The organism is Cohnella boryungensis (assembly GCF_042651945.1).
GTDB classification, from domain to species: domain Bacteria; phylum Bacillota; class Bacilli; order Paenibacillales; family Paenibacillaceae; genus Cohnella; species Cohnella boryungensis.
In genome coordinates this window covers 68,206-95,175 of sequence record NZ_JBHSED010000040.1, presented here as the reverse complement: position 1 = coordinate 95,175, position 26,970 = coordinate 68,206, and the positions used below count along the sequence as shown (strand labels likewise).

The following is a 26,970-nucleotide window of genomic DNA, read 5'->3' as shown; positions in this document are numbered from 1 at the left end:
GGCCTCCGGAGCTACTCCTCGGGAGGCCGTTCGATCGTTAAGCCCTCTACATGGCGTTTGCTCATCTGATGTCTCTTCTTACGGTTATCCACCGTATCAAACACGATGTCAAGATCGTAGCTTTCTCCCGGATACAGAAGTTTCTTATCGATGTAAGGACGAACCCTCTTATGGTTGACCTTCAGCTTCTGCTTTTGTATTTGCACGATCAAGTTCCCCCGTTCGTCCGGCAGGCGGAATACGACGGCAGGCTTGCGCAGATGGGGAATGTAAACGACATCCCCGACAGACCACTTGGACGGCTCGCGCTTGGACTGCTCGGACTTGCTTCGCCGGTCGGCTGTCGGAGCCGCCGGACGACGCTTATCTTCCTCGGCTTTAGCGGGGGAGCCTCCCTCCGTGCCAGCCTCTCTCGGGAAGACCGCCTCGTCGCGTCTTGACTTCAAGGCATTCGCCACGATGCCGGCCCGTTCGATAATCGGCTTAGGGATGCCCAGCTTGGCCGCGATAACGAAAGCATAGCTGTTTCCCGCTTCCCCCATATCCAGCCGATATATCGGACTTAACGTCTCCTCGTCGAACGCCATTCTGGCATTGCGGAAACCGTTCGATACCCGGGCATACTCCTTGATCTCGTTAAAATGAGTTGTCGCCATGACGACGCAGCCTCGACGGTAAAGCTCCTCCAGCACGGCAATGGACAGGCCGACGCCCTCGCCCGGATCGGTGCCGGCAGCCAGCTCGTCGAGCAGCACCAGCGTGGACGGGCCCGCATGGGCCAGAATGTCGATCACATTCCGGAGATGCGAGGAGAAGGTGCTAAGGGATGCATCGAGACTCTGGCCGTCGCCGATATCTACTTCCACCGATTGAAACACGCCTATACGGCTTCCTTCCCCGGCCGGAATGAGCAAACCCGATTGCGCCAGCAAGACGAGCAAGCCGGCGGTCTTCAGAGCAACCGTCTTGCCGCCGGTATTCGGTCCCGTGATAAGCAGCGTGCGATAGCCGTTCCCGATGCGGATGTCCAGCGGAACCGGCTTCGCGGCCACCAAGGGGTGTCTGGCTTCCTTCAGCTCTATGATCCGATCCCCGTCGAGCTCAGGCGCGATCCCTTGGACCACCAGTCCCCACTTCGCCTTCGCGAACAGAAAATCATAATGTCCCACCGCATCCAGATTGACGGAAACCTCCTGCTTGCAGGCTTCGGCTTCGCCAGTTAAGCGAGCCAGAATTTGCAGCTCTTCGCGGTTTTCCCGAAGCCGCAGCTCGTTCAGCTCCATCTGCAGCCCCGCCAATTCGGCCGGTTCGACGAATACCGTCTGTCCGCTCGCCGATTCATCCAGTACGGTTCCCGGCACGCGCTTGCGATATTCCCGCTTGACGGGCAGCACGTATCTGCCTCCTCGCTGGCTCACGAGCCGTTCCTGCAATGAGGCGGAATGCTTCGACAATAGTCCTTCCAGCTTCTTCTGCAGCTTCTCTTCTGACGCTCGGATGATTTTGCGCAGCTTATGCAGCTCGGAGCTAGCGGTGTCAACGATTATTGCCCGATCGATACAAGCCTCGATGGCGACCCTCAAGGGCTTCAGATCGAACATGGACATCCCGTATCCGGCGACGAGCGGGGATTCCGTCTTCTTCGCCGCCATATATTGCTGAAGCTGCTCGCAGCTTCTTATGAATTGCGCAAGATGCCCGAACTCCTGCTCTGACAGGACGTATCCCGTTCCCAGCAGCGGCATGAGCGTTTCCATGCCTTCAAGCGAGGGCATGGGCGGGTGCCCTCCTCTTGCCAGCAAGCGACAGGCTTCAGCGGTTTCCTTCAGCCTGTGTCTGATCGTTTCCTTATCGGTCAGCGGTTCAAGACGCTGGATTCGGCTCTTTCCCAGATAGGTCGTGGCGTAGCTGCTCAAAAGTTCGATTATGCGCGGGTACTCCAATTTGTTCAATGAATACGGTCTCATGGCTATTCTGCCTCCTGACAAGATAAGAATAAAAAAAAACAGGCTGCGAGTTTGCACCATCGGCGCAAGCTCGCAGCCTGTCGAAAGAATACCTCGAAGAGATGCGACGAATTGCGGGCCGCTTGACGCAAGCCCGTAAATTCGCGCAAAAAAACCGTACCCTGACGAGCACGGCAGATCTCCCCGAAAGCTTCGCTTCGGAAGGGGCGGTCTTCACCGGTTCCTCACTGGATATTCAGGCCGCTTTTCGATCATAAGCAAATAAACCTTGTTAAACTAAGGCTCAAAGCTTGAATGAAGATTAGCGACTTATTGAATATTTCAGTTCAGAACCCCGACCAACATTAAAATTTCCCCTTCATAGCTGAATAATTTAATCATAATTTATCGACAAGCCGATCGTCAAGTTCCGATGCCGCAGGCGCAAGCGAGATCCAGATTTCCTCTTCCGTCACCCCAGCACCTTGTCGAACAGGGAAACCACCATTCGTATGCCGTTCCGCGACAAATCATGCAGCACCTCTGCGGTTCTGCCCGACACCCGGTCGACAATCGGCTCGCGGTCATTGCGCGGAATGGTCGGCTCTTCTTCGTCGCCTTGCGGGGAGATGGCTTCATCGGACCATTTCCCCTCTTGGGAATCGACGGGAGCGCTCCCTCTTGCTTTCCCTGTCGCGGGCAGTGTCCAATCTTCCTCTCCCGAAGCGCCGGAGGGCTCCTCCGAGCTTAAAGAGCCTTGCACGCTTTCGATGCCTTTCGAAGACAATTCCATTCCGTACAGGATGGCAAATCCCAATATCCCGGCGAAAATCAGCAATCTAAAGCTATCGCGGCGCATCCTTGTCTCCCCTTTCTATTTTAATCGCAAGCTGGCCTTTACCGCCTTCTCTTCCTCCCAGTAGACCTCGGCAATCACCTTCGCTAAGGCGTCTACAGTCCGATAACATTCCTCCAGCGTGTTGTCGACGCCCCCAATCTCCAGAAGCACGCTGTCGGGAGCGACGGATTGATTGTATTCGCCGTTGCCGTTGGCGGCGGTTTTGCCCCATATGCCTCTGGACAGCCCCGGATACTTGTCCTCCAGCCGCTCATGAATGGCGCTGGCGAACGCTTCGTTCTCCCGCCAGTCCGGATTGCGGTGGCCGATGATGAAGTAGACCTGGGCATAATCCTTGCCCTTGATCGTAGCCGTCGTTTTCTTCCGCCTCTGGGAATCGCGGTGAATATCGAAGAAAAATTTCAGCTCTTTATGGGTGGCCAACGCCTGACGCACGGTTTGCAGAGAATATTTATACGAATTATTCCAATTATAGCCCTGAACCGTAGACGAATAATCCTTCGAGGAATGCGAGGCGCCTACTCCGTACCTTTCCAGCTGACCGGCCAGCCGCTTGCCGACCAGAGTCACATTGATTTTGCCGGAGCTAGGGTCCTTCGCATCCGACTTGAGCTCGGGATACCAAGACTCCCGATTGTGCGAATGATAGATAAAGACGACTTTACGTCCCTCCGTGGAGCGGATTTCTTGCGGAGAAGACGATGCCTCAGGCTCCGGCGAAGCCGAAGGCTCGGCGTCCGGCGGGTCTGTGCGCTCCGGCAAGCTGTTGTCCTCGGCTTGTCCGGTCTCCGTCAATGGGCCGTGATCCTCCGGCGCTTCCGGCTCTCCCGCACCGGGTCTCAGCAAGACCGAATGATCCCTGTCCATTCCCGGCATTTCGATCGCTAGCAGGCTCTTCGGGTCTCCAGGGTTCATATCCGTCAAAAATCGGAGCATGAAGGCAGCCATCTGCCCAGTCTGAAAGGGAGAATCCTCTGCCGCCTCCATATGCGGCAGCTCCATGCTGAGCAGCGACTGAAAAACCTGGCTCGACAATGAGGCGGCCAAGCCCTTCATGGATTGCACGGGGGATGCCGATATCGACTTCTGCAGCATGCCCCCGAGCGCAAGCGTAATAAATAGCAGCATCGAGCCTACGCTTAGGCAAAAAAAAGCTCGTCCGGTAATGAGAATGCTCCGCCATCTTGTGCGAGCCGACCCTTTCACCGCATGAATTTTCCGTTTCATCGCTCTACCTCCCGGAACTCCCAGCCAGCAGGAGCCCCTTCTCTGTGTCGTCTATCTCTCTCATCCTATGAGAGGACGGAGATTGATAGAACCGGGAACAGAGAATGCTAGAGGCCGATAGAAAACCGGGAGGAGGCCATTCGCTGAGCGAAAGCCTCCTCCCAGTTATCCTCCTTAATGCGTGTACGCGGCCACATTGTCGGTATTGACCGCCTCGTGCAATGCCGCGTTAAGCCCGCTGGCAATGATATTGCCGATGTCCTCGATGAACTTGTCGATTTCCTTGGGCGTGACAAGCAGGTCGTGTCCCAGCGGGTGAAGAACCTCCCGAACAAGCTGCAGCCGCTCGGTCTCCTCCATGGTTCCGAAAGCCCCGAACATGGGCGCCGTATTGTCCGTATGCTTCTTCATATGCTCGAACACAAGATCCATCGTGTTGTTCACGATCGTCGAGGCGTAGAGAACCGTAGGGACGCCGATGGCTATGCAAGGGACGCCGAGAATTTCCTTCGTCAAGCCCTTGCGCTTGTTGCCGATGCCCGATCCCGGATGAATGCCCGTGTCGGCAATCTGGATCGTCGTATTTACGCGCTCCAGGGATTTGGCGGCCAGCGCATCCACGGCAATGATCAGATCGGGCTTCGCCTTCTCCACGATGCCTTGCACGATATCGCTCGACTCAATCCCCGTCGTGCCAAGAACGCCCGGAGCGACTGCGCTGACAGGGCGATATCCCGGATTGACCTGATCGGGCATGAGCTCGAAAAAATGTCTCGTCACCATGATATTCTCCACTACGATGGGGCCGAGAGCATCCGGCGTTACACTCCCGTTGCCCAGTCCTACGACAAGCACGCTGCTGCTCGCCGTGATGCCGATGCGCCGAAGGAAAGCCTCGAACTCCTTGGCCATCGAAGTGGCCACGCGATCCTGCAGCTCCGTATCGCCCTGTCTCAAGTCCGGCACTTCGAGCGTGACGTAATGTCCGACCATCTTGCCGATTTGGCTGGCAGCCTGCTCATTCTGAATTTCCATTCGGGTCACGGTAATTCCATCTGCGCTTTCGGTCTCTGACCAGAGACCGGGAATTTCCGGAGACTGCATTCCCTGCGCGGCAATTTCCTTCGCTTCCAGGGCTAGATCGGTGCGTATGTTGTACATTGACAAGTCCTTGTCCATAACTCGAAATAACGCCCCTTTCTTATGTGGATTGAAGTGGGGAATCAGCTTGCTTTTTGCCCCCTTGCATGATAGAATGTTACAAGTTGTGTGGAGAAATACTTTCTGCTTTGATCTGGAGGTGAAAAGAATGCCAAACATCAAATCTGCTATCAAACGTACCAAAACGAACGAAACTCGCCGCCTGCGCAACGCTTCGGCTAAATCCGCTCTTCGTACAGCTGTTAAATCCGCTGACGTAGCGGTCGTAGGAACGGACGTGAACGCTGCTAAAGCAGCTTACGGATTGGCTCAGAAGAAGCTGGACAAAGCGGCAACCAAAGGCCTCATTCACAAGAATGCTGCAGCTCGCAAAAAGTCCCGTCTGGCCAAGAAACTTAACGCATTGTCCGCACAAGCGTAAGCTTTGTGCCTGCACATATGCGGCAGCTCGCCTCTCGCAGGGCGACAGCCATGAAAGAGCCATCCTCCGCAGGAATCGTCCTGCGAATAGGATGGCTCTTTTGGCATGTTTTCATGTCGCCGAACCTTAACTTGCTCCTTGCGAACCGGTTCTAAGCAGGAACAGCTCCAGTCCGAGCGCCTTGTCCACCCGTCCCGTTTTCATCGCGTAATCGAGCTCCGCAAGCTCGTCCAGCAAGGCTGCCAGCCGCTCGGGGCTGAACTTGCGCGCCTGCTCCCCGGTAATCTTCACCGCATAGGGATGAAGTCCGAGCTGGGAAGCCATCTGCTGGGGCGAGTAGCCCTGGCTGCCAAGCTCCTTGACGTACAGCATGTTGCGGAACTGACGTACGAGCAGCGCCATCAGCTTGATCGGCTCCTCCCGCTGCTTGAGCAGACCATGGTAAAGCTTGATCGCCTCAGCGGTTCTCAAGGCTGCCAATTCCTCGGTCAGCTTAAACACGTTTTGCTCCGTTGCCATCGGCACAAGCGAGCGAACCGAAGCAAGCGTTACCGAGCCTCCCTGTCCCGCGTGCAAGCAAAGCTTGTCCGTCTCTGCCGCGAGCGCTCGCATGTCCGTGCCAACCCGTCTTAACAGCTCCTCCGCGGCATCCGATCCCATGGAACGATCCTGGCCGGACGCCCTCTTCAGCAGCCAGCGCTGAAGCTCCTCCGCTTGCAAGGCGGCAAAGGCGACCACCCAGTCTTTGGACTTGGCCGCTTTGACGAGCTTCTTGCGCTCGTCCAGCTTCTCCTGGGCGACTAGGAAGACGAGCACCGTGGACTCCAACGGTTGCTCCATATAAGCGAGCAGCCGTTCGGGACGATGCTCCACCTTCGAGGATTCCTTGCCTGCCGCGAACAGGACCTGATCCCGAACAAGAATGATTTTGCTGGACACCAGGAACGGCAAAGTCTCGGCCTCATCCATAATCGTGTCCAAAGCATGCTCGCCCGTATCGAAACGGACAATGGCCATATCCTTATGCTCAGGCTGCACGAGCTTCTCCTGAAGCTGTTCGACGAACTCGTTCATAAGATAGGACTCGGTTCCGTAACAAATGTATACCGGCAATAACTGCTCTTGCTTGATCGATCGAAATGCCTGCTTTGCGTCCATGCTGCCGCTCCCTTGCGTCATAAGCTATGATACAATTGTACACCAAACGACAAAGGGATCACACCTTTTGCAAGGCGCGATCCCTTTGTTCTCGGACATCTATATCAACGTTCGCCGGCCGGCCCATGGCACCGGCGCGAACGACCGTGACGATAGTCCGGAGACGATCGTCGGCATCATCCGTACATCATACGCGGATGACCCGAAAAGGGTGACTGACAGCTTAACGTTCGGATTCCGTTAAAGTCGCGATATCGAATTGCCATTGCGACTGTTGGCCCTGAGCATCCGTAACCGTATAATATAGCGTGCTGCTGTCCGAATTCCATTCGAAGGAGCTGAGGCTTCCTTCCCGCGGCTGAGAGGTGTAGACATCGCTGTCATCCTCATTGCGGAAAACCTGGAAAGTCCCGGCTCCCTCCAGTGCGACCGCTTTCCACTTGCCGTCCGGAGAATCCGTCGAAAGCGCGGGATTTGCGGTAAGAACGGGCATTTGTCCTGCTGAAGGAGCGGCGCCTACTTCAGGAGCGGTATCCGCCAGCCCCATTATCTTCTGCTCAAGCTCGGCTCCTTCGAAGCGATCTGAGCTTATGCCCTCGCCGCCGCCGGATTGATCCTGAATTCTGAGGGCGCTGCTCGATTCGTTCGCGGCTTCATTCTTCATCATCCGAGGAGCGTTGCTCTCTACTGACGGAGCGGCTGCGTCGTTGCTGTTTCCGCCCGATAGCCATTTGTCCGGTTGGCTGAACAGCAGCAGTCCGACGATAACGCCTGCGGCGACGACGCCGGATATTTTGCGGAACACATTCCGAGCGGGACGAGCTGAGCGAGTCGACGCCGGGGAAGCCGACGTCTGTGCGGAAGGCTCGCTCTCTCCGGCAATCGCGCCCGCCGCGTGAAGTCGCTCCAGCTCCGGCAGGATCGAATCCACAATACTGAATCTCGGCGAGACGCGGGGCAACTGCTCCAACTCGCTTGAAAGCTTTTGCAATCTAACCAACATGGCGGCGCAATCAGGGCATTGAGCGGCATGATCCTGCATGAGCGATGTTTCTTGCTGATTGAGATCACCGTCAACGTAACGCTGCATGAGTTCCATCACCTCTTGGCATATCATCCCCGGACACCACCTTTCTGATAATCTTGAAGTAAGATTTGCAATTGTTGCCGGGCTCTGAATAAGTAGGATTTAACAGTATTAAGCGGTAAATTCAAAGAGTCGGCAATTTCGTTATAAGAGAAATCCTGAAGATACCGAAGCACGACCACGGTACGATGATGCTCGGGAAGCTTACCGATAGCCTCGCGTATTTCCTCCGCGGCATATGCGGATAGAACCTCGGTCTCCACATTATTCCCCGCTTCGAATACCATCTCGTGTTCCTCGATGGACACGGAAGGCTTCTTGCGCCGAAATTTGTCAATGCAAATATTGGTCACGATTCGTTGCACCCAAGTGCGAAATTGCGCTTTTTCCTCGTAAGATCCGATTTTTGTATATATTCGGATAAGCGCATCCTGCGAAGCGTCCAGCGCATCCTGCTCGTTATTGAGCAAATAATAAGCGGTGCGATAGACTTGATTCTCGATTTCGCGGAGTAGCGTAACGAGAGCTTCCCGGTCGCCCGCTTGCGCGGCTTTGATCAGAGCCGGCTCCACCACAGAAGATCCTCCTCCCCTGCACCCTCTCAGACGCAAGCGTCCGAAAAAAGGTTGCATATCCCCCCATGGGAATTTACGTTTAGTTATGAACCATACTTGTTCAGTCTAGCAAAAATTCATAAAAAGTCTCAATCTTTATTTTGGATATACGGAACCAAGACGCATTTCGTGCGGTCTAATAGGTTGGAGGTGACCCCATGGAGTCTGAATATCTCAAGCATCTTGATTCGGTCGACGGCCGCGAGCTCCGGCTCATTATGGATCAATACGGCAACGACGTGTATAGATACGCTTATGTGCTCATTAAGGATCGGGAGCAAGCCAAGGATATCGCGCAAGAGGTTTTCATTAAAGCTCATCGTAAAATTCATACCTTCCGAGGTCAATCCTCCCTTCGCACATGGCTTCTCGCGATTACGAGGAATCTGTCTCTGAATTACTTGACCTCCAGCTATTTTCGCCGAATATGGCTGAGAGAAACCGTGCATGCCGGGCAGGCGTCCCCATCGGCGGAGGAGGCTTATATAGGCAGACAGTCCGAACAGGAAATTTGGAGCATAATCATGAGCTTGTCGAAGAAGCTTCGCGAGGTTCTGGTGCTGGATCTGGAACACGGATTATCCGTTCAGGAAGCGGCTCAACTCTTGAATCTCCCGGAGGGAACCGTCAAATCCCGCCTGCACCGCGCCCGCAAGGAAGTCGAGAAACGCTTGAAGGGGTGGGAAAAATGAAGGATACCAGACCCGAATGGTACAAATCGGCGAAAGACGGGCTGGAGACAGCCGTATTTACCGAGGAAATGAAGCTGGCCGTCAACCGTCGCATCGAACAAGCCGAGCCTCGCAAAAAATACGGATTATGGCTTGCAGTCGGGGCCGCCGTTGCTGTATGCGCAGTCGCGATTCTGCTTCTCACGCCCTTGGGGTCCATTGGCGAGCCGCCATCGCCTGCCGGTACGGATACGCCTGCGCCGACGCTGGAATCGCCGCCTCCCGCTTCGCCCGAGAGCAGTCCGTCTCCCGACAGCTCCCCGCTAATCGCGGATAAGGAGATCAAGCTGGCCTATGACTCCCCCGAAGGCAGTCTGGGCAGCTATCCCGTGGAGCTTGAGCGTATCCAGGCCGCTCGAATCGATAAAGCCTTCATCGTCGTCAAGAAGGTCATAGAGGTGGATCAATTAGGCAACTATTGGGTCTATGTCAAGCGGGAAGGGGACACCCAGCTGTACGCGGGCATGCCAATCGGAGACAGCGACGTCTTGGGCGAACTTTATGAGATCGGCCCTGTTGGCGAGCTCCCCTATCTGGACGATGTCCAGATTACCAAGAGCAACTTGTTCGGGGAATTTCATCTCCGGATTTACGGCGCTTGCGGAGCGAACTGCGTCACGAACAACTGGATTCATTTCGAGGAAGATGTACCCGGCGTTCCGATCAGCGACTTCCGGCTCAGCGCGCACGCCCAGGAGATCGATATCGACGAGGACGGAATTCCGGAAGTCGTCGCTTCCGAGTCGTCTACCATCGGCAAGGCGCAAGTATACAAAAGGTTCGGAGAACGCATCCTGTTTACCGACGTGAATGCGGCACTTGACGCCGAACACCCGAATTCGGTCGTTTACGACGGCAACCGGCGCACGTTTACGGCAATATTCTCGGACCGTACGCTGGAGTACCAATATAAAAAAGGAGAAGACGCGCTTGTTCTCTCGTACGATTCCTCCTACGATTCGAGCATGGACACCGACACGGATTATCTGCTCATCGGGGGGTTGTATGACGGTACGAACGCGATTAAGCTGGAGACGGCGGACGGGGCTTACAATGCTCTCTGGTTTAAAGATCCGCTTCAACAGTTCGGCTTCTATCTTCCCGAACGGATCAAGCCGATCAAATTCGAGGACGGCTTCGAGTACGGCACAGAGGACGGAAGATCGCTCATCCAGCTAAGGCCGGCCGATGACAGCTCCCTGCCCTACCTGCGAAAGGAAGAAGACCTCTCCGCTTATGTCGACTATCTGGGTTCGGAGTTCTGGGGCGACAAGCAGACGATTCGCTACGATTATTTCGTGTACGAGTATGACGCGGAGCATCGCACGTTCGTAGCCATTCGGTACGACGTGGCCGATGCCGCCGACATCCGCCCGCTCCTGCTGTCCGTCGCGGCCAATATTCGCTACGCTCCCGATGTCCCTTAACGCGGGCGTAAGTGACGGACAATAATATTCATGCCAAGACACATGAGGAAGCGCTTCTTCGCGGGCTTAATAAGCCAGAGAGGCGCTTCCTCATTCTGTCCGCAGGCTTCTGCGCTCCAATGCGCCGTCCGGTCTGATCCGGAATTGCACCTCTCCATGGATGTCCGTCCGCCACACTTGGCTGTCCGCCTCCTGAAGCCGCTCGATCACGCCGGCATTCGGGTGGCCGTAGAAATTGTTGGCGCCGACAGAAATGACTGTTTCCCTCGGCCGCCAATATCCAACCCATAGCCCCGAGGTTGAGGTTTTACTTCCGTGATGACCCGCTTTAAGCACGTCGATGCTCCCCCGATTCGCATCGCCTTTCTCATGCTCCAGCTCAACAATCTCCCGTTCCCCCTCCTCCTCCAGATCTCCCGGCAGCAAAAAATTTCGTCCGTATACCGACAGCAGCAGCACGACGCTTCTATCGTTCTGGTCCTCCCGGTTAGGAATAGACAGCCCGCCCTCGAAGGGCTGAGCAGGATGCAGAACGCTTAGGACGGTTGAACGATCCGGTCTCCACACCATGGACTCCTGAACGGCATAAGCCGGAATTTGCCGCTGAAGCACTTCGCTCAGCAGAGCAAGGACTTGCGATGATTTTTTCGTTGTTCCGTTGAACAGGACGGCCCTTACGGGTACATTGTCCATTACGGCTTTGGCGCCCCCGATATGATCGGCATCCATATGGGTAAGCACAAGCGCATCGAGCTCCCTGACCCCCCTCTGGAGCAGCAGGGGGACTAGCAGCTTTCGCCCGACCTCGTACGGATCGCCGCGTTCCTTCCATTCCTCGCCGGGCTTGCGAAAACCGATCGTTCCCCCGGCGTCGATCAGAATATGCCTGCCCTGTCCGGTACGAATCAGAATACTGTCTCCTTGACCCACATTCAGAAACGACACAGAAGCGGATCGGTCCAGCCAAGCAGGCTGATAACCCCACACCAGCCATGCCGTACAGGCAAGGCCAAATAGCCCTCTTCGCAAGAGCGAGGGTAACCGCGCCGGCCCGACGCGCTCGCGCTCCATTGCAGCCAGCGGCTCGGTAACCGGCTCGTCCGGGAAATTCGCGGCATATGCCTCGGCCTGTCGGCTCCACCACTCCCGCTCTCTCCGGCGGCTCAAGCTTCTTTTGATCCCGATCACGGCAAACGCCAGCAAGATATAGGCGCTGGCCGTCCAAGCCAATACCGGCTGCGGCCAGATCGTTCTCAATCCGATGAATCCGTTCAGCCAATCAACGGCTCCGAAGGTCAAATCGTTCCCCCATGAAGCGAGCTTCGCCGGGATCACTCCCAGAGGATTCCATAGCGCCCCCAGCAGAAGGGAGGCCATGCCCAAAGGCATAACGACAAAGCTGATAAACGGGACGAGCACGAAGTTCGCCGGAAGCGACAGCAAATGCATCGAATGAAAATAATAAACGGATACGGGAAACGATGCGAGCTGGGCGGTTAACGTCACGGCGATTGCCCCTTTTAAACCGTTCGAGCGAAGAGGAATCAACTCCGTGAAGGTCGGGACGAGAAGAATGAGGCCCGCCGTGACAAGGAAGGACAACTGAAAGCTGACGTCCTCGATCAGCAACGGGTTCCAGACCAGCATCGCAACGGCCGCAGCGCAAAGCAGATGGAGACCGTCCTTCAGTGCATGCCGACGTGCCAGCCATAGCGCGATCATCGCCATCAGGCACGCGCGGACGGCCGACGGGGACGCCCCTGTAACCATCATATATACAGGCATCATCGCAATCGTCAGCTCAAGCGAGCGTTCCCTTGTCATCCTGAGCCAGCCTGCAAGCTGAAGCAGCATGTATACGACGACGCCGACATGCAGTCCGGAAATCGCAAGGACATGGGTCAGTCCAAGACGCGCAAAGTTGTCGAACTGAACGGGATCGAGATCGGAACGAATACCGACGACCAAGCCCTTCATGTACCCCGAATCTCCCCTCGGGTATAAGCGATCCGCGAGTCTGCCGATTGAATTCCGCAAGTCATCCAGCATGCGCAAGGGCTTCATCCATAACGGCGCCGGCTTCTCCTCGTAATGGACGGATTCCATTCCCTTCGCCGCGAACTGCCAGAAGACGCCTTGCTTGCGCAAATAATCGCGGTAATCGAAGGCTCCGAAGTTTCCCGCTTCCCCGGGCAATTCCAGTGTCCCGACAAGCCGAACAAGAGCTCCTCTCTTCCATGAGGCTGCGCTATTCTGGTCCTGCCGTTCGCCCAGTTTGATCCTCACTATGAAGCTATCCCTCGTTGCGACCGATTCTTCCACCCCGCTGGGCCGGAAGGAGCTGCCCTGCAGCCTGAAGCTTGCCAGATCTCCGTCCACCTCCACAGCGGAAGCAATCCGACCGCGAAGCTCGCCGCGGTTACCTTCCTTTTCCACGATGGCCGCAAGATCGGTCGTTTGCTCCTGCTCGGCCCCCAATCTTAGTCCGAACGCCGCCGTTAATGCCGCAACGCAAGCCAGCGTAAGACCGAGCGGCACCTTGCACATCCGAGCGAAACCCAGCAAAAGCAGCATTGCCCCCGCCAAGGCCAGTATGGCCGTTCTCCCTTGACATAACGACAGTATAGAAGTACCGAAAATCCAGCAGCAGCTTAAAGTTACGAGCGGCCGAGTATTCACCCTATTCCCCCTTACAAGTAAAAACGGCTCCGCCGTCCTTGGGTACGACGGCAGACGTTTTGTATCCAGCTATCAGATGGCATAAGAAGTCCAAATTTTATACTTTCTGATACGGCGACAAAAAAACACCTCTTTCCGGGCTTGTACAGCCTGGAGAAGAGGTGCTTCCTCATTGGTCTTCGCTTGAATTGAATCGTCCTAGGTTTACGATATATCGTCTTGCACTTCCGTGTCAGGAGGTGGCGCGTAATGATCGAGCTTGCGGAAGATCAGCCCCCGCTGCTGCATCAATGCGGCGACTTTGCCGTGATCCTTGGGATACGGCCTGAAATACACGATTTCCGCGATTCCGCTGTTCGCCAGCATATTGGCGCAGGTCCAACACGGCTGATCCGTGACGTAAACAACCGATCCTTCGCGATCGACCCGATCCGTGAACAACAGCAGATTCTGCTCGGCATGAATCGTTCGAATGCAGCGCTGCTTCTTGATCATCCCGGCATCGGGCGAGCCTGCCTGTACGGGTTCGAACTCTTCCACGATCATGCAGCCCGCTTCAGAGCAATCCTGAACTCCCATTGGAGCCCCGTTATACGCGGTACCGAGCAGCTTCTTTCCCTGAACGAGCACCGTTCCGACATGTCGTCTCGGGCAACGCGAACGGGTGGAAACCATAAACGCGATGTCCATAAAATACGTATCCCAGTCCTTGCGCAGAGACGTCATTTTTTCCTACCCCCGCTTTGAAGCCTATCCTTATTGTTGGCTTGCCGCCAGAGCCTGATCCAGATCGTGAACAATATCCTTGATTCCTTCCGTTCCGACAGACAGACGAATCATGCCTGGTTGGACACCCGCAGCAACTTGCTCCGCTTCGCTAAGCTGCTGATGCGTTGTGCTGGCCGGATGGATGATCAACGACTTCGAATCGCCGACATTCGCCAGATGGGAGAACAGCTTTACGGCGTTGATTACTTTTTTGCCGGCCTCTACTCCGCCTTTAATGCCGAAGGTGAGTATCGCGCCTTGTCCGTTAGACAAGTAGCGCTGGGCCAATTCGTAAGAAGGATGGCTTTCCAGGCCGGGGTAGCTCACCCACTCGACCGCAGGATGGGCTTCCAGGAACTTCGCAACCGCAAGCGCATTGCTGCTGTGGCGTTCCATACGAAGGTGCAGCGTTTCCAGCCCTTGCAGGAACATGAACGAGTTGAACGGAGCAAGCGCCGCCCCCATATCCCGAAGAAGCTGAACGCGCATTTTAATAATATAGGCAACAGGTCCCACCGCATCGGCGTATACGACGCCATGATAGCTTGGGTCCGGTTCGGTCAGGCCGGGAAATTTGCCGCTGGCCTTCCAGTCGAATTTGCCGCCGTCAACTACAATGCCGCCGATCGAGGTGCCGTGCCCGCCGATAAACTTCGTCGCGGAATGCAAGACGATATCCGCGCCATGATCGAGCGGACGGCACAGGAACGGAGTTGTGAAGGTGCTGTCGATAATCAGCGGAATGCCGTTGTCATGCGCGACGTTCGCCACGGCGGCGATATCGAGAATATCCCCTTTCGGGTTGCCGATCGTCTCCGCGAAGATCGCCTTTGTCTTTGGCGTAATTGCCGCGCGGAAATTTTCCGGATCGGACGGATCGACGAATTTAACGGTGATGCCCAGTTTAGGCAACGTAATGGCGAACAGATTGTAGGTTCCGCCGTAAAGGCTGGCCGAGGATACGATCTCGTCCCCCGCTCCCGCAATGTTCAAGATTGAATACGTGATCGCCGCCTGGCCGGAGCTGACCGCGAGCGCAGCCGCGCCGCCTTCCAAAGCCGCTACGCGTTGCTCGAACACATCCGAGGTCGGATTCATGATCCGGGTATAAATATTTCCGAACTCCTTAAGGGCAAACAAATTGGCAGCGTGATCCGTATCGCGGAACCCATAAGATGTCGTTTGATAAATAGGAACTGCGCGGGACATCGTTGTCGGATCGATTTGTTGTCCGGCATGCACCGCAAGCGTTTCCAGAGAATACGATTCATTGCTCATTCGGAATGAACCTCCCAGTTCGGATAGATTAATAGAATAGACTCCCTCCTATTTTCTCATATTTGCCGACAATGTTAAAGGTATGACTGCATTTATTTTCCTGCGGCAATCCGCACCTGACCGGATATTCGCTCGAATACCTTCGGTCCTATTCCCTTGACGTCCTTCAGCTGTTCGATTTTGCGAAAGCCTCCGACTTTGTCGCGATAAGCGACAATGGCTTGGGCCTTCGAGGGCCCAATGCCCGGTAACGTTTCGAGATCGGCGAGCGTTGCTCGGTTCAGATCGATTCGCTTGTCCGTAGCTGCAAAGTCCTCCGTAGAAGCAGGCTGCGCGTCAACGGATGGACTTGGTTCGAGCGCAAGCGAGGGTTCATTCGCGTTTGCGTCGGGAGAAACGGTTATGCTTGCAGCGTTGTCGGGCGCCAGAGAGTTCCCCTCTGCCTGCCCCGGAATCTTCGCTTCGATCGGGCTGGAGTTTTCCTTCGAGACGTGGGTAGCGTCGCCGGAAGCGATCGTGGTGTCATCGGCATTCTCGGAATTGCGCGCGCTGTCGCCTGATGAATCCCAGTTCTCGACAGCTTTCTTCAAAGGCTCATTCACAGGCGTCCATTCGGAAATCGGATTGCGCGGATCGCCGCCGATAAGGGCAATGACGAGCAAGGCCGCCCCAGCGACGAGCATTCCGGCGATCAACAGCTTGCGGACGTTAATGGCACTATTTTTGAACATAAAAGAAGCCCCCCGCTCTATTTTCGTAAAGTCGTGAAAAATCATTCATGTTGGTCAGGCTTATATTCATACACTGAAATGTAAATAAATGAGTTTGCCTTGGGAGGGACTATGGATGAAGATTGGCTTCATCGGTGCGGGGAGTATGGGAAGCTTGTTGGTGGGTGCGTTCATACGTGCCGGAGCGATGCAGCCCGATGACGTCGTCGTCAGTTCCCGGACGCAAGCCAAGCTGTCTGCTATGGCCCAAGAGTACCCCGGCTTGCATATCGCCGCGTCCAATAGAGAGGCCGCCGCAGGAGCCGATTATTTGTTTCTGTGCGTGAAGCCGATGGACTTTCGAAGAGTGCTGGACGACATATCTCCCGTACTTAACGAGGGACAAATCGTGATTTCGATTACAAGTCCCGTCAAAATCTCTTCATTGGAGGAGCTTCTCCCCTGCAAAGTCGCCAAAATCATTCCAAGCGTCGTGAATGCTGTGGGCAGCGGCGCCTCGCTGGTCATGTGGGGCAGCCGATTGACAGAGAAGGATCAGCAGGGCTTATGGAACCTTTTTTCAGCCATCAGTCGACCGATCCGCATTCCGGAGGAAGAAGTGCGGGTAGCGTCCGACTTGTCCAGCTGCGGTCCGGCTTTCATGGCCTACTTACTTGAGCAGTTCATCGATGCGGCTGTTCTTTCGGCCGGCATGGAACGCGAGACAGCTACCGCGCTCGCCTGCGAGATGATGCTCGGCTCCGCTAGACTGATGCTTGAGCTCCCTTGCTCCCCTTCCGAATTGCAGGCCAAGGTGAGCGTTCCCGGAGGCATCACCTCCGCTGCACTGGATTCCCTGCGCAAATCGACTCGCGGCGCTTTCTTACAGGTGCTGTATACGACTCACGAGAAGTTCGCCGAAGACTTGGACCGCGTAGACTCCTCCCTCTTCCCCCGTGAACGCACATAGGGGGAAGAGCGGGCTCCTCACCTTCTCCGTGCTGGCCGTTAGTTTGGCTTTGCATCACTATTCCGCTCCTCACCTTCTCCGTGCTGGCCGTTAGTTTGGCTTTGCGACACTATTCCGCTCATCACCTCCTCCGTGCTGGCCGTTAGTTTGGCTTTGCGACACTATTCCGCTCATCACCTCCTCCGTGCTGGCCGTTAGTTTGGCTTTGCGACACTATTCCGCTCCACACCTTCTCCGTGCGGCCGTTAGTTTGGCTTTGCATCACTATTCCGCTCATCACCCTCTCCATGCGGGCCGTTAGTTTGGCTTTGCGACACTATTCCGCTCCTCACCTCCTCTGTGCAGACCCTGACTCCGATGAATTAAAACTTTCCCAACATATACTCACTCGCAATAGGCAAGAGCTGGTACTTATGAATACGCTGCGTAGTGTTTCCTGCGGCTTTCACAAAGCTCTTCTCGACGAGGTCGTTAATAACTTTACGCGCTTTTATATAGCCACAGCCCAAGCAATACCTCACATCATCAAGCTTAAGTGCACGGTTCAAATGTAAGCCGTATCGGATGACTTCTCTCTCGGATACGGACAGCTCCTCCATTACCTTCCTTCCGGCGATGCTCGTTTGTTTTCCCAATAGCTCATACATAGATTGACGGCAAAAGTCTGGCTGCTTATCCAGTTGGTCTTTGCTGTAAGGCATATAAATGAGGCCTTTTGTTGCCATCGTTCGGGCTCTGGTTCTTTCAAAATCAAATCGGCTTCGGGTAATTTTCTCGGCATGCGAGACGAAGCCATCGCATTCAAGAGCTATCCCTAAAGGCTCATAGAATACATCAATGTACATCGTGACCCCGGTCGAATTCGAAAGTTCAAATTCTAGCGTCACTCCTTCAAACGATCTCAGTACCGGCCAAACAACAACCTCCAACAGTTTTTTTGTTCCTGTTAAATCCAGACTGAGCATTTCACGCCTTCTGTCTGTAGCCCCTGACCGTTGATGCCTCAAAAAACTCTCAAATTCCTGTTCAAACATGTGCTGACCTCCTTAAATTTTATTAGTGGCTGGGGTTGCTGGGTTTACTGGGACCGCTGCATTCGCCTTCCCCTGAGAAAAACAAAAAACGCCGCCGATCCGCCCAACGGGCGAATCAAACGGCGTGTGCCTCACGCTATTGCGATGCATATTTGTTATAGCTTATGCGGCTAGTTGGCCACGATGTTGACGAGCTTGCCTTTGACGGCAATGACTTTGCGAACCGTTTTACCGGCGATGAACTCCTGCACCTTGGCGGAATCCAGCGCTTGGGCCTTCATGCTTTCTTCGTCCAGATCGGCGGCGATCTTCAGGCGATCGGCAATCTTGCCGTTCACTTGCACGACGATTTCGACCTCGGCATCCACCGTAAGCGAGACGTCATAAGCCGGCCAAGGCGCGTAAGTAACGGACTCGGAGTTTCCAAGCTTCTCCCACAGCTCTTCCGCAATATGCGGCGCGATCGGAGACAGCATCTGTACGAAGTTCGCCATGGCTTCTGCTGGCAGCACCTCGGTCTTGTAGGCTTCATTAACGAAAATCATCATCTGGCTGATCGCAGTGTTAAAGCGCAGCGCTTCATAATCCTCGCCGACTTTTTTGAGGCTCTTGTGCCAGACGCGGCGGAATGCATCATCACCAGCCAACTTCTGGATTTTGCTGTTCAGGCTGCCATTGTCATCGACGAACAGCCGCCATACGCGGGCCAAGAAACGGAATACCCCTTCTACGCCGTTCGTGTTCCATGGCTTCGTCGCTTCCAACGGTCCCATGAACATCTCGTACATCCGCAGCGTATCCGCCCCGAATTCGTTCACGATATCGTCCGGATTAATGACATTGCCGCGAGACTTAGACATTTTTTCGTTATTCATGCCCAGAATCATGCCTTGGTTGACGAGTTTATGGAACGGCTCCTTCGTGCTCACGACGCCCAGATCGTACAGCACCTTATGCCAGAATCTCGCGTAAAGCAAGTGAAGCACGGCATGCTCGGCCCCGCCGATATAGAGATCCACCGGCAGCCATTCGCGCTGCTTCTCTGGAGAACAGATCTCCTTCTCGTTCTTCGGATCGATAAAGCGCAGATAGTACCAGCAGCTGCCCGCCCATTGCGGCATCGTGTTCGTCTCGCGACGGGCTTTGCGCCCATTGCGGGGATCGATCACGTTGACCCAATCCGTCACGTTAGCCAAAGGCGATTCGCCCGTGCCGGAAGGCTGAATGGCGTCTACATCCGGAAGCAGCAAAGGTAGCTCTTCTTCCGGTATCGTATCCATCGTGCCGTCCTCGTAGTGCAGCACCGGAATCGGTTCGCCCCAGTAGCGCTGACGGCTGAACAGCCAGTCGCGCAAGCGGTACGTCACTTTGCCTTTCCCTGTGCCTTCCTTCTCCAGATGAGCGATCATGGCGGCAATCGCTTCGACAGTCGCCAATCCGTTCAGAAAATCGGAATTGACAAGCTTGCCGTCTCCCGAATACGCGGCTTCCTCGACATTGCCGCCCGAAACGACTTCCACGATAGGCAATCCGAACTTGCGAGCGAATTCCCAGTCGCGCTCGTCGTGGCCCGGGACTGCCATGATGGCCCCCGTGCCGTAGCCTCCGAGCACGTAATCGGCTATCCAGATCGGCACTTTGCCGCCGTTCACGGGATTGATCGCATAAGCCCCCGTGAACACGCCGCTTTTGTCCTTCGCAAGGTCGGTACGCTCCAAATCGCTCTTCCGGGATGCTTGCTCGATGTAGGCCTCAACTGCGGCTTTCTGTTCGGCGGAAGCAATCTTGCCTACCAGCTCGTGTTCCGGAGCAAGCACGCAATAGGTTGCTCCGAATAGGGTATCCGGCCGCGTCGTAAATACCGTCAGCGCCTCTCCGTGTCCGTCAATGGCGAACGTCACTTCCGCGCCTGTCGACTTGCCGATCCAGTTGCGCTGCATATCCTTAATGCTTTCGGACCAATCCAGCTCTTCCAGATCCTCCAGCAATCTTTCGGCATACTCCGTAATCTTCAGCATCCATTGGCGCATCGGCTTGCGGATGACCGGATGTCCGCCGCGTTCGCTGAGGCCGTCGATGACCTCTTCGTTGGCCAGCACTGTCCCGAGCGCAGGGCACCAGTTAACGGGAACCTCCGCTACATAAGCAAGTCCTTTTTTGTACAGTTGGATGAAAATCCATTGCGTCCATTTGTAATAATCCGGATCCGTCGTGCTGAACTCGCGCTCCCAGTCATAAGAGAAGCCGAGAGACTTGATCTGGCGGCGGAAGTTGTCGATGTTCTCGACCGTGATTTCCCGCGGATGGCGTCCTGTCTGCAAAGCATACTGCTCCGCCGGCAAGCCGAAAGCGTCCCAGCCCATCGGGTGGAGCACGTTAAAGCCCTTCATCCTTTTGAAACGGCTTACGATGTCGGTCGCCGTGTACCCCTCGGGATGTCCGACGTGCAGCCCCGCCCCTGAAGGATACGGAAACATATCCAAGGCATAAAACTTCGGCTTGCCCGCGTCCTCGGTCGTTTTGAACGTTTGCTTCTCATCCCAATGCTTCTGCCACTTGGGCTCAATGATTAACGGCTGGTAACCTTGCGCTTGTTCTTGCGACATGTCGATGAACTCCCTTATCCTATAGGTTCGTAATAACGTAAAAAAAGCCCCCGCCCCTAGCGATTACGCTAGGGACGAGAGCCGATCTCCCGTGGTACCACCCTAGTTGACGGCTATCCTGCTTGGATGCTCCGCCCACTTCTGCCTCGTAACGAGAGGTAACGCCTTGCCTGTCGGGTTCCTTGAAGGAATAAGCCCGTTCGGCTCGGAGGCTCCAAGGCGAGTTCATCGCTGTCGTCAACCGGCTCGCACCTTGCGCCGGCTCTCTGAATAACAACAATGCGATTACTGCTCCTTATCGCAGCCAAAGTATGCCATGATTATAGCCAATCCGCGCAAGCGATGTCAAGTCTGGCGGTGCAGCAGCCCGCGATCCCGCAGGGCATACGCTATTCGGCAGCAACGCCCCGCCAGAACAAGTCGACGATCGCAGCAGATAAAGCCTCTGCGCTGTAGACCTCCTCGCCGATCTGCTCGCGATTGCCGACCATCAGAAGCGCCGCGAAGGAATGGGACAGCAGCATCGGATTGTCGCGCCGGATAATCCCCTCCTCCATCGCTTGCTTGAACGTATCCGCAAGCACCTCGTGAATCTGATGCTCTGCCGTGCGGATGTCATCCCGCTGCTCCTCCGACAAGGACGGCATCGCTTCTCTCATCAGGCTTTCAAATTCCACATGGGATTGCGATTTGGACATCTTGGTCAGAGCCAGCCGTCTAAGACGGGTATGAAGATCGCCATCGGACTCGACGATTCGCCGGGTCATTCCGCTGATTCTCGTCATCATGGCCGTAACCGATGCCGTAAAAAGCACAGCTTTATTCGCAAAATAGTAATAAACGGAGGCCTTCGTTACCCCGGCCTTAGCCGCAATCATATTAATCGATACAGGCTCATAGCCTAATTCCATAAACAATGCCGATGCCGTGAACAGCACTTTATCCCGCATGGACGGCTGATCCGCACCGCTTTTGGGCCTGCCTGGAGATCGTTTCGTTTCAGGAGCGGTCATCGCTTTGCCTCCTCGCGCGAAATTTTGTCGTTGCATAATTAACCTTCCGGTATATATAATTAATTCGCAAGTGATATTAAGAATTATAGCTGAAATACGAGAGATTGACATCGTCGAGTTCATGAAGGAGGTTATACCGCATATGCAGGAAAGCAGCGGACTAGGAAGATGGGTTGCCGGTAAAAGAAGCAAGTGGGTAACGTTGGTTATATGGATTATGGCGGCGGGACTGCTTAGCGCTCTGCTTCCTTCCGTTAACAGCAAGGAAATTAACAATTCCCCGAATCTGGACAGCGGCAAGCCGTCCATCCGGGCTGAAGCCGTCACTTCACGGGAATTCCCCAGCGGAGTCGACATTCCCGCATTGATCGTATGGCATAAGGGAAACGGATTGTCGGAAACGGATCTGGAGCATGTCCGCAAAATCACGGAGAGACTCGCGCAATCGCCGCTTCCCCGCCAGACTTCCGTGCCTCCGCTGCACGAGCTGCCCGCGCCCGTGCTTCAAGGCCAGCTCTCCGAAGACGGAAGCACGCTGGTCTTCCCCGTTCTGTTCGACAAGAGCGCAGAGGTTGACGAGCTAAAGGAAGCCCTTGTCGAATTCAGAACCATCGTCGCGGACATCGTCGGCTCCGATCCGTTCGCCGCCAAGCGCGATGGGCAAGAAGAGCTCAGCGCCAGGGTTACCGGCCCGGTCGGCATTCAGGTTGACGCTACGGGATTATTCAAGAATGCCGACGTCAGCCTGCTGATCGCCACAGTTGTACTTGTTCTGGTTCTGTTATTGCTGATATACAGATCTCCCATTCTGGCGCTTATGCCGCTGGTCGGAGTCGGATTCGCTTACGGCGTCATCAGCCCGGTGCTCGGCTGGATGGCGGGAGAAGGCTGGATTATCGTCGACGGTCAAGCGATCTCGATCATGACCGTGCTGTTGTTCGGGGCCGGAACAGATTACTGCCTGTTCCTGATCTCCCGCTTCCGTCAGCTGCTTCGGGTGGAAAGCCACAAGGGCAAAGCCTTGTTCAAGGCAATCACCGGGTCATCGGGCGCGATTGCCATGAGCGGCTTGACTGTCGTGCTGTCGCTGCTCGCCCTGCTTGTCGCCGAATATGGCGCATATCATCGATTCGCAGCTCCGTTCAGTATTGCCATTTTGATCATGGGAATTGCCAGCCTGACGCTTGTCCCCGCGTTGCTGGCAATATTCGGCCGGGCGTCTTTCTATCCTTTCGTGCCGAGAACGCCTGAGATGATGCGGGAGCGGGCTGCCCGCAAAGGAAAACCGATGCCGGCCGCGCCTAAAGAGCCCGGCAATTGGACGGGAAGGATGGTCGTCAGCAAGCCTTGGTGGATTCTGGGCATCTGCATCGTTCTGCTCGGGGGACTGGCCAGCTTGTCCACGCAGGTCAAATTCACCTATGATATCTTGTCGTCTTTTCCGAAGGAAATGGAATCCCGAGAGGGCTTCGCTACAATCGGGGAACAGTTCACTCCGGGCGAGCTGGCTCCCGTCAAAGTAATCGTCGATACGCAAGGACAGACGGTCGACCTTGGCCAAACGCTCTCGGACCTGCCCTATCTCGATGTCGTATCCGAGCCGCAGAACGGCAAAGAGAACCCGCAGATCGTCGCTTACGACGTACAATTCGATCTGAATCCGTATTCTATGGAGGCTATGGGCCATATCCCGGACTTGCGGACAGTCGCCGAACGGGCACTGACAGAGGCCGGAGTGAACAATGTGTCCGAACGCGTCTGGATCGGCGGGCAAACGGCCCAGCAATACGATACGAAAGTGACCGGCGAGCGGGACACGAAACTCGTTATCCCGATCGTCATCGGCTTGATTACGCTGCTCCTGCTGGCTTACTTGCGTTCCGTCGTCGCGACCGCGTACTTGGTGCTTACCGTCATCCTTTCCTTCTTTTCGGCGCTGGGGCTCGGATGGATAATCGTTCATTACGGAATGGGCGCGGAGGCAATTCAAGGCGCCATTCCGCTCTACTCCTTCGTATTCCTGGTCGCGCTGGGCGAGGACTATAACATCTTCATGATCTCAAGCATCTGGCAGAAGCGTAAGCACATGCCTCTCAAGCAAGCGATCCGCGAAGGGGTCGGAGAGACGGGCTCTGTCATTACCTCGGCAGGCCTAATACTAGCCGGTACATTCGCCGTACTCGCAACGCTGCCGATTCAAGTGCTGGTGCAGTTCGGTACAATAACCGCGATTGGCGTCCTGCTCGATACGTTCGTCGTCCGTCCTTTTCTCGTGCCGGCCATTACGCTTCTGCTCGGACGCTGGGCGTTCTGGCCGGGCAAGTACGTGCCGGTCAGCGAAGCTAAGGCCGAGTCTTCTTCCATAAAATAAATCAAGCAGGCTGCCTCGATTGCGATCAAGCTCGCATTCGAGGCAGCCTGCTTTCAAGCTCCGGTGGTTATGATCCTACTTCATCTCTGAATTATACGATCCTAAATAGGCTACTGCGCTCCTTTTAAGATGTCCAATTGCAAATCCAGCTGTTTATACAACGCGTTAATATCGCTAGCGGCAAACTGGTCGATGTCAACGACGTACACCTGCTTGTTTTTGAACGCGGGAAGCCCCTGCCACAATGCGCCTGCAAATATTTCCTCCGCTCGCTTATCGCCTCCGTCCCCTGCGTAGACGCCAACGAACATGTGATCCGCCGCATAGTCGGGAAGAACTTCAAGCGAGATATCGATGCCTTTTCCGGCTGCAATGACATCCGTCTTCACCTTTTCCGGCGCCTCAAGTCCTAATGAATTGTACAAATTGTACACGCCACGTCCGTTCGCTTCGCTCATCACCCAGAGGCTTTTACCCCAAATTTCGTAATAGGCGACCGTTTCTCCCTGCTTGATTGTTCCTTCCAGACTCTTCTTTGCTTCAGCGGCCTTCGCCTCATATTTCTGAATAAATTGCTCTGCCTCTTTCTCCTTGCCGAGAAGCTCCGCAAACATGCGCAGCCGCTCTATAGGTCCTCTGTCATTGAAGGGCATAACAACCGTCGGCGCGATCTTCGTCAATTGCTCTACGATCTCGTCCTTCACGAAATTATGGACGATAATGAGATCCGGCTGCAGCGCCAATACCTTTTCGGGAGAAGGTTCATCCCCGATCGGCTGGGCGCCTTTCAGCTCCTCGACAAACAATCCCTTTTCCAGGAACGCTTGGCCGGTTCCAATTGGCTTTACCCCGAGTGCCAGTAGTTCGCCTACGAATACGAGCGATGCGACATGCTTAGGATTTGCTGGAACTTCAATATCGCCATTCAAAGCTTTATATATTCTGGTGGCCGGCCCGCTATCGGGAGCTTCCGTTTCACCTGCGATCGAAGCCGACGCTGTTCCTTCGTTATTCGATGATCCGACCGATCCGCTGCCGCCGCCGTTGCCGCAGCCTGACACGATCAAAACCAATACCAGCGCAAAAATCATTAAACCGATTGCTCTAGATCTGACTACCTCTACCTTCATGTCAATAACCCCTATCCATAATGTCGATTCAATTGATGATAATAATGATTATCATTATCAAATATAAGAGTAGCACTGTGCTACCCTACCGTCCATTTCAGAATATAGGGTTTTGATTTGTACTTTTATTTGATTGGCGTAAGCAGACTATCGACCTGCAAATCCAGTTGGTGAAAGAGCGACAGCATATCGCTTGGCGCTAATGCATGCAGATCGACAAAACGCGCCCGACCATGAAGGACGGCCGGAAGCCCGCGCCATTCGCAGCTTTGCTGAAGTTGTTCGAACCAACCGGAATCGGATGCCGCTTCTTGTTCGCTGCGATAAACACCGACTAGCATATGATCGGCCGCATAGCCGGGAAGCTCTTCGATACTTATACTGAGCGGAATACCCGGATCAAGAACATCTCTTTTCAGAGCCGCAGGCGGCTCCAGTCCCAGCGCATGATATAGGTTGGCCACGCCTCTGCCGTTCGCTTCGCTCATAAGCCAAATGCGGTCTTTCCAAATCTCGTAATAGGCAACCGTCTGATCCGCGCGGATAGCGTCGGCCAGTCTCCGTCTGGCTTTCTCCGCCTTGCGATTGAATCGTTCCATAAATACGGACGCTTCCTTCTTCTTGCCGAGCAACTCGGAAAATAATGAAAAAAGCGCCAGCGGACTGCTCTTGTTATAAGGAACGACAACCGTTCTGGCGACAGACGAAAGACGTTCGAGCTGTTCATCGTCGATCAGATGATGGACAATGATCAGATCTGGCCTGAGCGCGGCGATATCTTCAAGCCGAAATTGTTCGCTAATCCAAGCGATATCCGTCATTCGGTCGTTCGCGATCCCCCATCTCGTCAAATAAGTCGGTGCTGCGCCGACCGGCTTTACGCCCAGAGCAAGCAAATGTCCCAAGTGCTGCAAGGCGACAATCCTTTTCTCCCGTCCTGCGAACGCGGTCGGCGTTTCTCCGGCAAGCTCCTTGAATTTACGACTGAAGTAAAAACCGTCCGTATACCCGACCTCAAGCGCAACTTCGTGTACGCCTCGCGTAGACAAAAAAAGCAGCTCCTTAGCTTTTTCGACGCGAAGCCGGTTCAAATATTCCGAGAACCCGACGTCCGTTTCCTTCTTGAACAGCGTCGAGAAATATTCGGGATTTAATTTCAACATGCCGGCCATTAAATCCCGTGTGATTTTGCCGGAATAATGTTCCTTCATATACAAGATAGCTTCTTGAATTTTCGTTGGCGTCCGCCCGTCGGCCTGCCCGGATTTTCGTCCGAGCAGCTCTTCCAACAGCTGTCTGAACCGATTTTCCAACAGACTCGCTTCCTCGACGCTGAGGCTCATCATTTCTTCGGCCAGCGCCATGGCACGATGCGGTTCGGCGACGCGAATTTCCCCGGATTCCAGATGAAAGCCCGGCTTACGGAACAACCGGTGAACGGAGGAATGCTCCATTAAGCCGAACCGTTCAAATTCTATCCGGTAGGCGCGGACTAGCGAATGCTCTGGTATATTGCGAAATTGCAATAGATGTCCCGGGGCTGCACAGTAAACGTGTCCGACTTCCAAGGGATGCGTCTCGCCGTCGATATGAATATCTCCGCGCCCTTCCGTTACGAATAGAACCGTATGCCCCTCTCCGGATGGGTCGCCAGCATCGTCTCCGCTATGATATTGAACGAGTCGAAGCCGATTAAGCTGGTATAAAAAACGATTCAGAACCGTCATGGCAAGCATGGCTTCACTCCCTGCAATCCCTTAGCGCTCATACCCTCCGGTAT

22 protein-coding genes and 1 other annotated feature are annotated in these 26,970 nt (G+C 54.9%); of the genes, 6 read left to right on the top strand and 16 right to left on the bottom strand.

From position 1 onward, the window contains the following. Positions 1-11: 11 nt before the first annotated feature. The 4 genes from ACFO1S_RS19035 to gpr form a co-directional block, all read right to left on the bottom strand. Positions 12-1,967, bottom strand: coding sequence for an endonuclease MutS2 (locus tag ACFO1S_RS19035; RefSeq protein WP_204601150.1), 1,956 nt, complete (start codon positions 1,965-1,967; stop codon positions 12-14). Positions 1,968-2,418: 451 nt separating this feature from the next. Next, positions 2,419-2,805, bottom strand: coding sequence for a hypothetical protein (locus tag ACFO1S_RS19030; protein ID WP_204601149.1), 387 nt, complete (start codon positions 2,803-2,805; stop codon positions 2,419-2,421). A 15-nt stretch (positions 2,806-2,820) separates the two neighbouring features. Beyond that, positions 2,821-4,032, bottom strand: a complete 1,212-nt coding sequence (gene spoIIP, locus ACFO1S_RS19025) for a stage II sporulation protein P (protein ID WP_204601148.1) — start codon at positions 4,030-4,032, stop codon at positions 2,821-2,823. A 174-nt stretch (positions 4,033-4,206) separates the two neighbouring features. Then, entirely contained in the window at positions 4,207-5,211 is a 1,005-nt protein-coding gene (gpr, locus tag ACFO1S_RS19020; protein WP_204601147.1) for a GPR endopeptidase, read from the bottom strand. Between the two features lie 130 nt (positions 5,212-5,341). Here gpr and rpsT point away from each other — a divergent pair, with 130 nt between their 5' ends. Beyond that, complete coding sequence (gene rpsT / locus ACFO1S_RS19015) at positions 5,342-5,614, top strand: 30S ribosomal protein S20 (RefSeq protein ID WP_204601146.1); 273 nt, start codon at positions 5,342-5,344, stop codon at positions 5,612-5,614. 126 nt (positions 5,615-5,740) lie between these two features. Here rpsT and holA read toward each other — a convergent pair whose 3' ends face one another. Then, positions 5,741-6,772, bottom strand: a complete 1,032-nt coding sequence (gene holA, locus ACFO1S_RS19010; RefSeq protein ID WP_204601145.1) for a DNA polymerase III subunit delta — start codon at positions 6,770-6,772, stop codon at positions 5,741-5,743. A gap of 67 nt (positions 6,773-6,839) precedes the next feature. On the opposite strand from holA, the gene ACFO1S_RS19005 reads away from it, so the two are divergent. Continuing rightward, the gene (locus ACFO1S_RS19005; protein ID WP_204601144.1) at positions 6,840-7,016 is read left to right on the top strand and encodes a hypothetical protein; all 177 of its coding nucleotides are present in this window, start codon (positions 6,840-6,842) and stop codon (positions 7,014-7,016) included. Here the strand turns inward: ACFO1S_RS19005 and ACFO1S_RS19000 are convergent. Then, entirely contained in the window at positions 6,996-7,871 is an 876-nt protein-coding gene (locus ACFO1S_RS19000) for an anti-sigma factor family protein (protein WP_378127490.1), read from the bottom strand. The two genes, ACFO1S_RS19005 and ACFO1S_RS19000, sit on opposite strands and share 21 nt — an antisense overlap. A gap of 14 nt (positions 7,872-7,885) precedes the next feature. Then, entirely contained in the window at positions 7,886-8,434 is a 549-nt protein-coding gene (locus ACFO1S_RS18995; protein WP_204601142.1) for an RNA polymerase sigma factor, read from the bottom strand. Between the two features lie 197 nt (positions 8,435-8,631). On the opposite strand from ACFO1S_RS18995, the gene ACFO1S_RS18990 reads away from it, so the two are divergent. Then, positions 8,632-9,165 (top strand): RNA polymerase sigma factor, encoded by a 534-nt coding sequence (locus tag ACFO1S_RS18990; RefSeq protein ID WP_204601141.1) that lies wholly within the window; start codon positions 8,632-8,634, stop codon positions 9,163-9,165. Further along, on the top strand, positions 9,162-10,631 hold the full coding sequence (locus ACFO1S_RS18985; RefSeq protein ID WP_204601140.1) for a hypothetical protein: 1,470 nt from the start codon (positions 9,162-9,164) through the stop codon (positions 10,629-10,631). The genes ACFO1S_RS18990 and ACFO1S_RS18985 overlap by 4 nt, the downstream gene beginning before the upstream one ends. Positions 10,632-10,721: 90 nt before the next feature. Here the strand turns inward: ACFO1S_RS18985 and ACFO1S_RS18980 are convergent, their stop codons facing one another. From ACFO1S_RS18980 to ACFO1S_RS18965, 4 genes are all read right to left on the bottom strand, one after another. Further along, positions 10,722-13,310 (bottom strand): DNA internalization-related competence protein ComEC/Rec2, encoded by a 2,589-nt coding sequence (locus ACFO1S_RS18980; RefSeq protein WP_204601139.1) that lies wholly within the window; start codon positions 13,308-13,310, stop codon positions 10,722-10,724. A 204-nt stretch (positions 13,311-13,514) separates the two neighbouring features. Then, positions 13,515-14,036 carry a deoxycytidylate deaminase gene (locus ACFO1S_RS18975; protein WP_204601138.1) on the bottom strand — a complete coding sequence of 174 codons (522 nt, stop codon included), beginning with the start codon at positions 14,034-14,036 and terminating at the stop codon, positions 13,515-13,517. A gap of 30 nt (positions 14,037-14,066) precedes the next feature. After that, entirely contained in the window at positions 14,067-15,356 is a 1,290-nt protein-coding gene (locus tag ACFO1S_RS18970) for a homocysteine synthase (protein ID WP_204601137.1), read from the bottom strand. Between the two features lie 92 nt (positions 15,357-15,448). Next, on the bottom strand, positions 15,449-16,087 hold the full coding sequence (locus tag ACFO1S_RS18965; RefSeq protein WP_204601136.1) for a ComEA family DNA-binding protein: 639 nt from the start codon (positions 16,085-16,087) through the stop codon (positions 15,449-15,451). A 115-nt stretch (positions 16,088-16,202) separates the two neighbouring features. Between ACFO1S_RS18965 and comER the strand changes: the two genes are divergently transcribed. Then, complete coding sequence (comER, locus tag ACFO1S_RS18960; protein WP_204601135.1) at positions 16,203-17,036, top strand: late competence protein ComER; 834 nt, start codon at positions 16,203-16,205, stop codon at positions 17,034-17,036. Between the two features lie 362 nt (positions 17,037-17,398). Here the strand turns inward: comER and ACFO1S_RS18955 are convergent, their stop codons facing one another. The 3 genes from ACFO1S_RS18955 to ACFO1S_RS18945 all read right to left on the bottom strand — a co-directional run bounded on the left by ACFO1S_RS18955 (position 17,399) and on the right by ACFO1S_RS18945 (position 21,689). After that, positions 17,399-18,070, bottom strand: a complete 672-nt coding sequence (locus tag ACFO1S_RS18955) for a hypothetical protein (protein WP_204601134.1) — start codon at positions 18,068-18,070, stop codon at positions 17,399-17,401. 170 nt (positions 18,071-18,240) lie between these two features. Next, on the bottom strand, positions 18,241-20,676 hold the full coding sequence (leuS, locus tag ACFO1S_RS18950) for a leucine--tRNA ligase (protein WP_204601133.1): 2,436 nt from the start codon (positions 20,674-20,676) through the stop codon (positions 18,241-18,243). Positions 20,677-20,743: 67 nt separating this feature from the next. Next, positions 20,744-20,987: a binding site (T-box leader), on the bottom strand. 78 nt (positions 20,988-21,065) lie between these two features. After that, positions 21,066-21,689: a TetR/AcrR family transcriptional regulator gene (locus ACFO1S_RS18945; protein WP_204601132.1), complete on the bottom strand. Its 624-nt coding sequence runs from the start codon at positions 21,687-21,689 to the stop codon at positions 21,066-21,068. Between the two features lie 142 nt (positions 21,690-21,831). On the opposite strand from ACFO1S_RS18945, the gene ACFO1S_RS18940 reads away from it, so the two are divergent. Continuing rightward, a complete protein-coding gene (locus ACFO1S_RS18940) occupies positions 21,832-24,060 on the top strand; it encodes an MMPL family transporter (protein ID WP_204601523.1) in 2,229 nt (742 codons plus the stop codon). Between the two features lie 110 nt (positions 24,061-24,170). Here ACFO1S_RS18940 and ACFO1S_RS18935 read toward each other — a convergent pair whose 3' ends face one another. Together ACFO1S_RS18935 and ACFO1S_RS18930 are read right to left on the bottom strand one after the other, a co-directional pair. Beyond that, complete coding sequence (locus tag ACFO1S_RS18935; protein ID WP_204601131.1) at positions 24,171-25,190, bottom strand: ABC transporter substrate-binding protein; 1,020 nt, start codon at positions 25,188-25,190, stop codon at positions 24,171-24,173. Positions 25,191-25,315: 125 nt separating this feature from the next. Continuing rightward, on the bottom strand, positions 25,316-26,926 hold the full coding sequence (locus ACFO1S_RS18930; RefSeq protein ID WP_204601130.1) for a helix-turn-helix domain-containing protein: 1,611 nt from the start codon (positions 26,924-26,926) through the stop codon (positions 25,316-25,318). Between the last annotated feature and the right edge of the window lie 44 nt (positions 26,927-26,970).